12 protein-coding genes are annotated in these 12,015 nt (G+C 46.5%); 10 read left to right on the top strand and 2 right to left on the bottom strand.

The features are described 5' to 3' along the window. Positions 1 to 25 precede the first annotated feature (25 nt). The 10 genes from DUE52_RS21135 (at position 26) to DUE52_RS21090 (ending at position 8,794) form a co-directional block, all read left to right on the top strand. Positions 26 to 787 carry an AglZ/HisF2 family acetamidino modification protein gene (locus tag DUE52_RS21135; protein WP_114408043.1) on the top strand — a complete coding sequence of 254 codons (762 nt, stop codon included), beginning with the start codon at positions 26 to 28 and terminating at the stop codon, positions 785 to 787. A gap of 3 nt (positions 788 to 790) precedes the next feature. Then, a complete protein-coding gene (locus DUE52_RS21130) occupies positions 791 to 1,939 on the top strand; it encodes an N-acetyl sugar amidotransferase (protein WP_114408042.1) in 1,149 nt (382 codons plus the stop codon). Positions 1,940 to 2,019: 80 nt separating this feature from the next. Further along, positions 2,020 to 2,562 (top strand): acyltransferase, encoded by a 543-nt coding sequence (locus DUE52_RS21125; RefSeq protein ID WP_114408041.1) that lies wholly within the window; start codon positions 2,020 to 2,022, stop codon positions 2,560 to 2,562. A gap of 1 nt (position 2,563) precedes the next feature. After that, positions 2,564 to 3,652, top strand: coding sequence for a glycosyltransferase (locus DUE52_RS21120; RefSeq protein ID WP_114408040.1), 1,089 nt, complete (start codon positions 2,564 to 2,566; stop codon positions 3,650 to 3,652). Next, positions 3,652 to 4,407, top strand: coding sequence for a polysaccharide deacetylase family protein (locus tag DUE52_RS21115; protein WP_114408039.1), 756 nt, complete (start codon positions 3,652 to 3,654; stop codon positions 4,405 to 4,407). The genes DUE52_RS21120 and DUE52_RS21115 overlap by 1 nt, the downstream gene beginning before the upstream one ends. Before the next feature lie 36 nt (positions 4,408 to 4,443). Beyond that, complete coding sequence (locus DUE52_RS21110; RefSeq protein WP_114408038.1) at positions 4,444 to 4,851, top strand: VanZ family protein; 408 nt, start codon at positions 4,444 to 4,446, stop codon at positions 4,849 to 4,851. A gap of 27 nt (positions 4,852 to 4,878) precedes the next feature. After that, positions 4,879 to 6,024, top strand: a complete 1,146-nt coding sequence (gene wecB, locus DUE52_RS21105; protein WP_114408037.1) for a non-hydrolyzing UDP-N-acetylglucosamine 2-epimerase — start codon at positions 4,879 to 4,881, stop codon at positions 6,022 to 6,024. A 92-nt stretch (positions 6,025 to 6,116) separates the two neighbouring features. Beyond that, positions 6,117 to 6,614 carry a UpxY family transcription antiterminator gene (locus DUE52_RS21100; protein WP_114408036.1) on the top strand — a complete coding sequence of 166 codons (498 nt, stop codon included), beginning with the start codon at positions 6,117 to 6,119 and terminating at the stop codon, positions 6,612 to 6,614. 57 nt (positions 6,615 to 6,671) lie between these two features. After that, a complete protein-coding gene (locus DUE52_RS21095) occupies positions 6,672 to 8,132 on the top strand; it encodes a capsule assembly Wzi family protein (protein WP_114408035.1) in 1,461 nt (486 codons plus the stop codon). Positions 8,133 to 8,143: 11 nt separating this feature from the next. Next, positions 8,144 to 8,794, top strand: a complete 651-nt coding sequence (locus DUE52_RS21090) for a hypothetical protein (RefSeq protein WP_114408034.1) — start codon at positions 8,144 to 8,146, stop codon at positions 8,792 to 8,794. A 97-nt stretch (positions 8,795 to 8,891) separates the two neighbouring features. Here DUE52_RS21090 and DUE52_RS21085 read toward each other — a convergent pair whose 3' ends face one another. Beyond that, positions 8,892 to 10,508, bottom strand: a complete 1,617-nt coding sequence (locus DUE52_RS21085) for a hypothetical protein (RefSeq protein ID WP_114408033.1) — start codon at positions 10,506 to 10,508, stop codon at positions 8,892 to 8,894. Positions 10,509 to 10,614: 106 nt separating this feature from the next. Then, positions 10,615 to 12,012, bottom strand: coding sequence for an MSCRAMM family protein (locus DUE52_RS21080; protein ID WP_114408032.1), 1,398 nt, complete (start codon positions 12,010 to 12,012; stop codon positions 10,615 to 10,617). Positions 12,013 to 12,015 lie beyond the last annotated feature (3 nt).

The raw sequence follows: 12,015 nt of genomic DNA, 5'->3' as shown, positions 1-12,015 counted from the left end.
ACAAATCAAATTTGTTACAGGCTAAATGTTCCGACCGCGGGTAATACCTATTCTTCTTCTAAAACATAAAGGATTGGTTAAATCCGTACAGTTTAAAGATTATCGGTATGTCGGTGATCCAATCAACGCCGTAAAAATATTCAATGACCTGAAAGCCGATGAGTTGGTTTTTTTAGATATTCTGGCTACGAAAGAGAAGCGGACGATCTCGCTGGATTTTGTCCGTCAGGTGGGAGATGAAGCTAACATGCCTTTCTCGGTTGGGGGCGGAATCCGTTCAATTAAAGACATCAAAGCCATTATCAATGCCGGAGCGGAAAAGGTTATTCTTAATTCCATCGCCGTAGAAAATCCTCAGTTTATTCAACAGGCAGCGGATGAATTTGGGAGTTCTACCATCGTGGTGTCCATCGATGTGAAGAAGAAATTTTGGGGTCAGACGCAGGTGTATATACGTAATGGTAGTAAAGCGACGCGTCTCAACCCCACTGAATGGGCAAAACTTGTGGAAGAAAAAGGGGCGGGTGAGATCATTATCAATTCAATCGAACAAGATGGGATGATGAAGGGATATGATCTCAAGCTCATTAAAGAGGTGGCCGAAGCTGTTCAAATCCCGGTGGTTGCGGCTGGTGGTGCGGGAAGTCTATTCGATTTTAAACGGGCGGTTCGGGAATCTTACGCTTCGGCGGTCAGTGCAGGTTCGTTATTTGTTTTCCACGGTCCCCGAAAAGCGGTTTTGGTAAATTACCCCAAACAAGCGGAACTAGTCAATCTATTTGCTTAACGTATGAAAGTTTGCAGTAAAGGTGTGTGGGATGAAACCATTCCGGGAATTCAGTTCGATGAGAATGGCGTTTCGAATTTTTGCCGACTGCAGGAAAAAATGATGGCCGATTACCCGCGCGGAGAGAAAGGAGCGCAAGATTGGAATAAGTTGGTTGCAGAAATAAAAGCTTCTGGTGTCAATAAACGATATGATTGTCTGGTTGGTGTAAGTGGGGGAGTAGACAGTTCCTATTTATTGCATTTGACCCAGGAATATGGCTTGCGGCCTTTGGCAGTCAATCTGGACAATGGGTTTAATAGTGAAATTGCAGTTCAGAATATATATAAAATCACCACTCAATTAAAGATCGATTTAGAAACGTATGTCATCGATTATGAAGAAATAAAAGATTTACTAAAATCGTATATGAAGGCATCGATGCCGTGGATCGATACACCTACTGATTTGGCAATCAAGGCAACAATGTATAAAATAGCCGGAAAAGAAGGCATTCAATTCATATTGCGGGGTAACGATTTCAGGTCAGAAGGAAAGCAGCCCAAAGAATGGACGTATGCCGATGCCCGGCAACTATTGTACATTCACGATAAATACGGATCGGGAATTAAGCTCAAAACGTATCCATTGTTGACACTGCCGAAAATGATTTACACGGGCCTGATAAAAGGCGTAAGAGATATTCGTCCTTATTACTTTTTAGCCTATAACAAACAAGAGGCCAAAAAAAAGTTGATAGAAACTTACGATTGGCAAGATTACGGTGGACACCATCATGAGAATTTATTTACTAAATTTTCTATGGCGTATTGGTTACCCAAAAAATTTGCGATTGACAAACGAAAAATAAACCTGTCGGCGCAGGTAATCAGCCAAGCCATTACGCGGGAAGAAGCATTAGAGCAAATCAATGCACCTTTTGATTCGCAGCTTGAACTGGATCGATCGCGTGAATATATTATTAAAAAACTGGAATTGACAAAAGAAGAGTTTAAAACCATCTGGAATTCTCCCAATAAGAATACATTTGATTATCCGTCAAATTATAAACTAATCTTTTGGCTGGCGAACAAATTTCGCCCCCTGCTTAAGCGACTCTACGGATTTACACCCATGTCGGTATCGGCCAAAGAGATAATTGATATTCAATAAATCGATAAAGTCTATTCTTATTCATTTATATAGCTAATAACTGAATAGTTTCATTACTGTCCTTAGATACATTTAAAAGTATGGAGAAAAAAATAATGGCTTTTGCCCAAGACCAATTGGGAAGCGCCAATTTAGAAGCTAAAACTGTAGGTGGTTTATTTAAGTCCTTTTTTGGTAAAGTTTTACAATGGATGGCGATGACCCGGTTTCCAATTGGAGCGAAAAACCGTTGTCGACTTGAACGTCTCAGAGGTGTTAAAATTGGAAAACACGTTTTTTTAGGAGGTGGAAATATACTAGATCGGGTAAGACCAGACTTAATCACGATCGAAGATGATGTATCTTTAGCCGGTGGTGTATATATTTTAACACATTCAAATCCTACAGCCCCATTAAGGGCGATCCTGGGTGAGTCGTCTCATGTTGTAAAACCTGTACACATTAAAAAAGGGGCCTGGATTGCTATCAATGTAGTTATTTTACCAGGGGTAACTATTGGCGAAAATTCTATTGTCTCAGCTGGATCTGTCGTTCGAAAGAATGTTCCGCCTTATACTATTGTTGGCGGAACCCCCGCAGTAGTGTTGAAAACCATTACGCCCATTCAGCAACTTGAGAAATAAAATGAATTGCCTGATTTTCTTAGGCCACCCGGCGCATTACCATTTATTTAAAAATATAATTATTGAGCTAAAAAAAAATGGAAATACTGTTAAGGTTTTGAGTCGAACCAAAGATATTCTTGAGGAGTTGTGTTTAAAAGATAATATTGAGTTTTTAAATGTATTACCTGAGGTAAGAAAAAAAAGTGTTACTTCTATTGTTATAAGCTATTTAAGGAAGTATAAAAGGATATCCAGAATTATTAAGGACTTCAAGCCTGATTTATTATTGGGATCAGAGCCTTCTTTAACTCATTTGGGGAAATTTTACAGAATTCCTTCTTTCGTTTTTAGTGAAGACGATGTTTCTATAATTCCTCAGTTTGCGAAAATTGCCTATCCGTTTGTTAGCGTAATCCTGTCACCGCAGTCTTGTAACGCGGGAAAATGGGAATTTAAGAAAGTTGGTTATAACGGTTTTCATAAACTAGCTTATTTACATCCACTTGCGTTTAAAGCTCAAGTCGAAGAAATAGGTGAGCTAGCTAATCGTGATTACTTTATACTGCGGTTTGCCGAATTGGTGGCTTATCACGATACCAATAAAAGTGGAATTACCAATGAAATTGCCCGGAGATTGATTGCTATTTTAGAACCTTACGGAAATGTATTCATAACTTCGGAAAGGCCCCTGGCTCCTGAATTCGAAAAATATAAGCTGACGGCTAACCCTTCGAAAATTCACCACATACTGGCCTACGCTAAAATGTATATTGGTGATAGTCAATCAATGGCAGTAGAAGCCGCTTTGCTGGGAACACCAGGCATTCGTTTCAATGATTTTGCCGGAGAAATCGGTGTTCTGAACGAACTCGAGTATAATTATAAACTTACCAGTAGTTTTAAGACGAATGAGGTGGATCGTTTTTTTGAAAAGGTCAATGAAATGCTGATGAATAAAGCGCTTAATGCAGAATATAAAAGCAAGCAAACCAGAATGCTCGGGGAAAAAATCAATGTTTTGAAATTTTTTGTATGGTTTATTGAAAACTACCCAAAAAGTGCTTCAATTATGAAGGAAAATCCTGATTATCAATACAATTTCCGCTGATGGATTTTACGGAACATAAGTATAGACAACTTTTAAAGCTATTACTTTCAAAAAAATATAATTTCCAAACCTTCGATGAATTTTTAAGAATACCGAATAAAAAAAGTATTATCCTGCGGCATGACGTTGATCTGCGCCCAGAAAACTCACTCACTTTTGCGAAGCTACAAAACGAGTTGGGGGTCAAAGGCGTCTACTATTTCAGGGCTGTACCTGAAAGCTGGGATGAACAAATTATCCGGCAGATTGCCGAACTCGGCCACGAAATCGGTTATCATTACGAATGCCTGACAACCTGCAAAGGTAATTTGGCAATGGCCATTCAGGATTTTGAGAAAAATCTAACTGAACTCCGCCGTCTGGCACCGGTTGCCACCATTTGTATGCACGGGAGTCCACTTTCGAAATACGATTCAAAAGACCTCTGGAAAACGCATTCCTACCGGGATTTTGGAATTATTGGCGAACCCTATTTTGATATCGATTTTAACAAAGTGGCCTATTTGACGGATACTGGTCGGCGATGGGATGGAGAGAAAGTGAGTGTCCGCGATAAAGTGTCAACCACTTTTACGCATTCCTTTAAGACTACGGACGACATTATCACTGCGGCAAAGCAACCTGGATTTCCTAATCAGATTATGTTTACTTTTCATCCGCAGCGGTGGAATGATAACCCTTATTTTTGGACGCAGGAACTGGTGACTCAGAATGTTAAGAATATCATCAAGCGCTATTTCTTCGTGAGAGATTAATCGACGAAGTCCGATCATGGCGATCAAGCTCCAAGTATGTCACAACTAACTACCCTTCTTCGTCCCAATACCGCCAGAACCATAGCCTGGGTTTATACTGTATGCATCCTTCTGTTGGTAGCCTTACCCCTGAATGGAGAGGGTCAACTGTTGGGGAATCTTAACGATAATTATGTGATGGAAATCCGGTTGGACTACCTGTCGCACGCCCTGCTGTTTATCCCCTGGGTACTGGTGGGCGGTTATGGCTGGGAACTCCATCACAGGAACCGCATCCGGATTGGGCTGTCGTATCTGCTGGCACTGACTTTTGCCGCCTTTTGCGAATACCTGCAGTTGCTGTTACCCTATCGCACCTTCAATATCAATGACCTGGTTTCCAATGCGCTGGGCGTGACGCTGGGTTTTCTGCTGCTGTGGGCTTGGTTCCGATCAGGGAAATAAACCATAAAAGATGACGCAGTTCCATTTATGCTCAAACTCCTGACGATTATCGGTGCGCGGCCGCAGATTATTAAATCGGCCGCCATCAGTCGCGCCATAAAAACGAAATACCCAACGCTTGTTCAGGAAGTGATTGTTCATACCGGTCAGCATTACGACCGGGAGATGTCGGATGTCTTTTTTGAGGAACTGCAAATTCCCCGGCCTAACTACAACCTACACGTAGGCTCCGGGAAACATGGCGAGCAGACCGCCAAAATGATTACGGGCATTGAAGCGGTTATTGAGACTGAAAAACCCGATTGCCTGATCATCTACGGAGACACGAACTCAACCCTGGCCGGAGCCATCGCGGCCGCAAAAGTGCATACTCCGATTGTTCATATCGAAGCCGGTTTACGTTCTTTTAATAAGCGAATGCCGGAAGAGATCAACCGGATTTTGAGTGACCACGTTTCCACGTATCTATTTCCGCCGACGCAAACCGGTTTTGACAACCTCCTCAGGGAAGGATTTCGGGCCGACAACGCGCCCCCGTATACCGTAGACAACCCGGGGGTGTTCAATGTCGGGGATGTTATGTATGACAATAGCCTGTACTTTTCGGAATTAGCCGCCGGTCGAACGGATCTGTTGGAAAGACTGGAGTTGAAACCGGGACAGTTTTTGCTGGCAACCCTCCACCGAGATACCAACACGGATGAAGTTGACCGACTTACTACCATTTTCGAGGCATTTCAAGCGATAACTACCAGCTACGGCATCAAGCTGGTTATGCCTGTACACCCCCGTACGGTCAAGCAGATGAATGCCTTGCTGGATGCGCGTTTATTTCAGACCGTTCAAAACAATCCCAATATACTACTCGTGCCACCGGTTTCTTTCCTGGAAATGACGCTGTTAGAGCAACAGGCTAAACTGATCATGACTGATTCCGGGGGCGTTCAGAAAGAAGCCTTCTTCTTTGAAAAACCGTGTATCATTCTGCGTCCGGAAACCGAGTGGGTCGAGATTATCGAAAGCGGGGCGGCTGTACTCTGCGATGCTACTTATAACCGAATTATGGAAGCCTACGCCCACTTTGAGCATTTCCCCATTCGGTCGGTTACGCCCATTTATGGCGATGGGAACGCAGCCGAGCGAATTCTAAAAATAGTATTAGCTAGTCTTTGAAAATTAATCTTAGTTAGGGGATTGTTTATACAATTTACCTATCAGGTCGTTTCGCATACTCTCTCTGTCTTACTTTCCTAAATCAAAGAATTATGCCCTGGTTTGTTATCTACACGAAATCCCGTTCTGAAAAGCTTGCTGCCAAGGAGCTTCAGAAAAGAGGTGTCGAAGTCTATTGTCCACTTCGGAAAATCAAGCGAAAATGGTCCGATCGCTTCAAGATCGTTGAAGAACCTTTGTTCCGATCGTATTGCTTTGTGAATGTTGAAGAAAATGAACGCCAGGTTGTTTATGGCGTACCGGGGGTCGTTGGCTATCTTAACTGGCTAAAAAAGCCAGCTATTGTGAAGCAAAAAGAGATTGATTTGATTAAGGATATGCTGAATGATTTTGATCACGATTCGATTGAAATTGTTGATTTCAAGACTGCTGAACGACTCAGAATTGCTTCCGGAGCATTCATAGATCAGGAAGGGCAAGTCATATCGACACAGGGAAAAACGATCGTGCTAAAAATTGAATCGCTGAATATTTGCATATCCGTAGATCTTAGTAAAAATAAAGTGGAGAAATTAATTGCAATGAACTGATTGTCTTCAAAATATAGTCACTTCCACTGACTATTTCACCCCCTTCTCTTCTGACGTATGCCTAAACAACTAGAACTAACCTTGTATGGGCTGGTGAGTTTTTTGCTTTGTCATCTATCCGATGCACAGAGCATTTCCCGTAAACCACAGTATGGGGTAGAAGCCGGCACCTATTTATCAACTGCGGCCAGCAATCCATTCTGGATTCGATCGAATCAGTACGGCGAGGTCCCGCTGAAATCCCGGGGCTTTACACTCCGGGCGCAGGTTAGAAAAGAATACGATAGTCTGGCTGGCAAAAAATTCTCGTACGGTTATGGAGCACGGGCGGTCCTGAATGTGGGCTCAACCAATCAGGTTTTACTGACGGAATTGTACGGCAAAGTGCGCTATGGGGCATTTGAGTTGTATGCCGGCCGACGGCGGGAACTCGTTGGATTAGCCGACTCGGTCTTGAGCATAGGCTCGTACATCTGGTCAGGAAATGCCCTTCCAATACCTAAGGTGCAAGTTTCACTGCCTAATTATACGCCAATTCTAAAAAATGGATTGATTGCCGTGAAAGGTAATTTCGCTCATGGCTGGTTTGGCAAAGGTGACTGGATTCAGAATTATTACCTGCATCAAAAAAGCTTGTACATCCGGTTAGGAAAGCCGGATTGGCGCTTTAAATTTCATGGCGGCTTCAATCATCAGGTACAATGGGGCGGCACGCTTTTGTATGATCGTGTTGATCGGGGCGTTAAAATAACCCGGTATGGCAGCGATCTGGAATCGTATCTCTATGTGATCACTTCTAAAACGTTGTATTCAGATGATTTTAAGGTGGAAAATGGCAAAGCCTCAGCCGAAGGTGGAAACCGGGTCGGAAATCATTTAGGTACTTTTGATATTGGATTGGAGTATGAAGATGCCCGTACCAAGTGGTTTATGTATCGACAATCTATTTATGAAGATGGCTCTTTGTTTTATTTAAATAACATCTCCGATGGATTGCTGGGTCTGTCTTTTAAACGAAAACAAGCCACGAGCGGAATCCTTCGGGTGGTCGTCGAATACTTACACACCTCCAGTCAGGGAGGGAGTGTCAGCTCCGGAAGAGCTACCGCTGACGAACTGCGGGGTAATGATGATTATTTTAATAACGGGAGATACATCGACGGCTGGACTTATAACGGGCAGACAATTGGTACGCCTTTTATCATGCCGTTGCGTTACACCACAGGTCTGCCACAAAATCTGGCCGCAAACCGCAACCTCATCGTCAATAACCGGGTAAATGCCGTTACCATCGGTGTGCAGAGTCGGGTAAAGAAATTTGATTTGGTAACCCGGATTTCGATGAGTAAAAATTTAGGGAATTATGATGTCCCGCTGAGTTTTACGCAAACCTCCGTTCAGCAACACATCGCTTTTCCCGTACAGAAATACACTTTAAATGCCATTGTTGCTTACGACAATGCCGGCGTGCTGGAACAAAATCTGGGGTTGGGTCTGCTGGTTAAACGCTACTTCTAACTAGATAATTTATGAAACAACTTGTATCCTTCTTTATAATTTTGATGGCTCTGCCCACCCTGGCTCAAACCACTGCGCCGGGCCAGGCTAGTTGGAATGGGAATAACTCAGCTCTCAGGTATGTTAAACGGTTCCAGGAAAGAGGTGTATCAGAAGCCCTAAAGAACTTTACGGCCCCTGAACTGGATGATACATTACGCGCTAAACGACACTTGTTTGCCACCACCGTCTACCAAAATGGGGCCAAATTGTCGAACTCTGCCATAAGCCAGCTATTGGAATCTGTCCCCAAAGCCAGAAAAAGGTTCCAGTTTGGAAATGTGCTAAAACCAATTGGTCCGGTTGTGGCGGTTTCGGGTCTGGTTATCGGTTACATTGGTATCAAAGGGAATCCAGCCACTTCAATTGTCCGGGGCATACGCACACCAACCAATCCAAATGTTGCCGACGTTCAGGTGGCGTATACAAAACGGAGTCTGCCCAAAGTGTTGGGCGGGTTAGGGCTTTTTGTTGGTGGGTTGTGTCTGATCGAAGTTTCAAACGAACTAACGGCGGCATCGGTCAATCTATATAATTCCAGAAATAAGGCGATTTCTCAACTAAATAGCATAAAGTTGGGAATTAGTAACAACGGGGATATTTGCTTAAAAGCAAAGTTTTGAATGGAACCTGTTTAGAATTTTATTCCATTCAAAATAGCCTGCCAAATAAACTTTGGCAGGCTATTTTGTTTATGCACGGTTTGTATTCGTCGCATTACTACTGATGGTTCAGTGGGCAATTGACCCGGTAATTCCAGATGGTTTGCCCCGTTACCCGAACCGTTACATACTGGCTTTTGGTTTTGATGAGTTGCTGCATCGATGCCCGCGACCAACTGTCGTAGATCGTGCTGCCGTAGTAAATGAACAGCGGTTTTGAATCCTCATCGATATCATCTTTGCGGCCTTCAAATACCTCGATTTGATCCGGGACGGCATCGGTGTAGTAGTCCAGCGCGAACGTGGCATCTTCCTTGCCCAGATCGTATTCGGCAATCACCACCTTGATGTCAGGGCTTTGATAATCCTGCCCGTCCTGCCCGCCATTGCATTGAGATAGCGCAATGTCATCGTGAATTTCCGGGCCGGCTTCGTTCCGGGTATCCGGGGACACGGCGGTCGAATCAGGGGCGACGGCGTTCAGGCTGTCCGGGGCTGAAAGGCGGTTTTTATGCCCCCGTACCGATGCGTTCAACTGATTCTGGGAGAGCGGTTTTTCGTCATACGCAAAATAGTAGTAGGCAATTAGCCCGGCCACCAGCAGCACCAGCAGTCCCAGCAGCAATCCCAGACAACCCAGGCCGCGCTTCACCGGTTTGAGCGGGTCGGGAATAAAAACCGGAATTACATAGTCGGTCTGGCCGCGTTCGTGGACGTAGGTCTTGACCAGCGGCTCTTTCTTATCGACGAGGTCGTAACACTGCACACTTTCGCCATAATAGGTATTGTTCAGCAGCAACCGTCCCTGTTCGTCAGCTTGTGCGGGCAGTTGCATTCCCTGATAATCGAGCCGGATGTGGTGTTTGGGAACCGCCCGCCCGTGCTGGTCTACCACCCGGAAAAACATGGAAAACGGCAGCCGTTCGAGCAAAACCGGATACGGTTCCGCCGGATTTCGCTCATCCACGAAGACGGTTTGCCTGTTCACCGGCTGCCCACCCGCGTCCTGCTGATACACCGTTATTTCGCTCAGATACGGAACCTCCGCAATCGTTAACAGGCCCTGTTCGTCGGTCGTAAGTGTCCGTTTATGGGTTTCAAACTCAACCGCCAGCGGTTCGTTGGCTGCGGGCAGGTTCGTCGGTCGATACATGGCCCTGACCACCACGGGCGTGACGCCAAACGGCACCAGTTTTCGGATGATGTTGCGCTCGGGTTTTTCCGTTTCGAACATAAACCCCCAATTGGTCAGCGTAAACCGGGGGCCGTCGGGCGTGTTGAACACCAGAATGTGTTCCGTCGAAGGCACTTCCAGAAAGCTCTCGACACTTTGGCGCAGATTCCGGTAGCTGGCCCGGTCATATTGCCCCGGCCCTTTTTTGATATACCGGATGATGTCGCGAAACAGGTAGTTGACCTGCTCGTTCAGGATCGGCAGAAGCTGTTGTTGTTCCTCGGGCGAATACGACGCCAGCGTCCGAAAATCGCCGGGATACTCCCCGTACCAGGTAATTTCGTCGCGGCCAGCCCCCGTTACGAGGGGTTCGGCAAACAACCGGTCGTGGCCGCCGACAAACAGGCCGCGTACCTGTTCATACCGTTTGACGTTTTCACCCACATTAAAAAATACCGGCCGAATGCGTTTCAGGGGGGTCGTAAGGAGTTCGCGTTTCATGCGGAAAAGGCTTTCTGATGGTTTGGTAAAGCGCCGGGAGCGCCCGGATGTCTATTGATGCCAGTCCGTAAAAAAGGTTATCACGGTCGGCCGTTTTTTTGAGCGGTCAGAGGTGAAACCGGTCCACAAAAACACGTTCGCCCTCTTTGGATGTCTCCCGTTGCAGGATGTACTGCTGGTTGCCGTGCTGAACCGTGATCTCGAACGGAACGGCCTGCCCTTTCGGCGAACGGCGTTTATAGAACGAAACCTCGATGGTGTAATACCCGGCGTGTGCTTTCTCCCAATAGGCGTTTTCCTGCGGTTCGGTCGTGGCCGAATCGTCATCGGCGTTGGCGTCCAGATCCAGAATTCCGAGGTGGTCTTTGAAATTCACTTCCCGTTGCTGGTAATTGAGCAGGTTGCCGCCGGGGTCAGAAACGAACAGATCCAGGTCGTCGGTCGAAAACCAGCGGAGATTGACGCTGAATGCCCCGCGACGACCCCGAAGCCCGGATGGATTCAGTTCCACAACGTGGGTTGGGTCCCCGGCCGCCAGTTCCAGGCGCTCGTCGGCAAAATCCGGATGCGTCACATAAACCAATGCTTTTTCCCCGGCCAACAGCAAAACCGGGTCAAAGGAAACCAGGCCGGTTTCCGAACTGGTCTGGGTAAGGTCGGAATTGGCGGTCGTTAGCCGCACGGTGGCACCGTTGACCGGTTCTTTCGTAACAAGATCGATAAGCTGGAGCGGGATGGCGTGTTCTTCAAGCCGCGGGTGCAACGTCAAGGTGGTGATGAGGGGATAGAAACCGTCAAAAATGAGGTCAGCAACGGTTTTTTCGCTGGTCAGCGTGGTGGTTGCCACGGCATACGAATCGGCTGCGGCCTCCACCTGAAACACCAGCGGATCGATGGGGATGATCTGCTGGAAACTGACGTTACCGTCGGTGCTGGTCGTCAGTTTATACGTCTGCCCGCCGTGGTGCAGGGAGACCGTCGCGTTGGCAACCGGCTTCTGGTCAGCGGCTTGCACCACTTTGGCGTTGAGCATCATCCGGGGCGAAACGGCCTGCTGCGTCAGCTTGCGAACCAGGCCGCGGGCGGGGTTGAAATCACTGCTCAGAAAACCCCACAGGATTAAAACCGGGCGTTTGCCAATCAGATACAGGTTTTTAACCTGCGGAATTTCAAGGCAGTCGGCCAGCATCCGGTGCAGGTCGTCCGCGTCGTGGTAGCGCTGAATCTGGTCATACGCCAGATCGGTGTAATACCGCAAAACCGCCCGGGATTTGGCCTGCCATTCGGGTGACAGTTCCTGATACGGCTGAATGGCACCGGGCAGATCGCTAAACCAGCGAATCTGACCGAGTTCGATAACGGGTTCGGCAAAAACCGCATGGCTGCTGCCCACCGTCAGCAATTCCCGGAGGGTCTGATACCGTTTGACGCCTTCGCCAACGTTCGAACCGAAAACGGGGCGCAGGCCGGCGGTGGGGGTAATCGCAATCAGTTGCCGGGGCATAGG

Origin of the sequence: Larkinella punicea, from assembly GCF_003334855.1 — a bacterium.
GTDB classification, from domain to species: Bacteria; Bacteroidota; Bacteroidia; order Cytophagales; family Spirosomataceae; genus Larkinella; species Larkinella punicea.
The sequence above is the reverse complement of the archived record's forward strand: the minus strand, read 5'-3'. Positions and strand labels throughout refer to the sequence as shown.

Bases quoted from the DNA above. Each gene is read 5' to 3' on its own strand.
- DUE52_RS21135 (WP_114408043.1), top strand. From the start codon at position 26: ATGTTCCGACCGCGGGTAATACCTATTCTTCTTCTAAAACATAAAGGA.
- DUE52_RS21130 (WP_114408042.1), top strand. From the start codon at position 791: ATGAAAGTTTGCAGTAAAGGTGTGTGGGATGAAACCATTCCGGGAATT.
- DUE52_RS21125 (WP_114408041.1), top strand. From the start codon at position 2,020: ATGGAGAAAAAAATAATGGCTTTTGCCCAAGACCAATTGGGAAGCGCC.
- DUE52_RS21120 (WP_114408040.1), top strand. From the start codon at position 2,564: ATGAATTGCCTGATTTTCTTAGGCCACCCGGCGCATTACCATTTATTT.
- DUE52_RS21115 (WP_114408039.1), top strand. From the start codon at position 3,652: ATGGATTTTACGGAACATAAGTATAGACAACTTTTAAAGCTATTACTT.
- DUE52_RS21110 (WP_114408038.1), top strand. From the start codon at position 4,444: ATGTCACAACTAACTACCCTTCTTCGTCCCAATACCGCCAGAACCATA.
- wecB (WP_114408037.1), top strand. From the start codon at position 4,879: ATGCTCAAACTCCTGACGATTATCGGTGCGCGGCCGCAGATTATTAAA.
- DUE52_RS21100 (WP_114408036.1), top strand. From the start codon at position 6,117: ATGCCCTGGTTTGTTATCTACACGAAATCCCGTTCTGAAAAGCTTGCT.
- DUE52_RS21095 (WP_114408035.1), top strand. From the start codon at position 6,672: ATGCCTAAACAACTAGAACTAACCTTGTATGGGCTGGTGAGTTTTTTG.
- DUE52_RS21090 (WP_114408034.1), top strand. From the start codon at position 8,144: ATGAAACAACTTGTATCCTTCTTTATAATTTTGATGGCTCTGCCCACC.
- DUE52_RS21085 (WP_114408033.1), bottom strand. From the start codon at position 10,508: ATGAAACGCGAACTCCTTACGACCCCCCTGAAACGCATTCGGCCGGTA.
- DUE52_RS21080 (WP_114408032.1), bottom strand. From the start codon at position 12,012: ATGCCCCGGCAACTGATTGCGATTACCCCCACCGCCGGCCTGCGCCCC.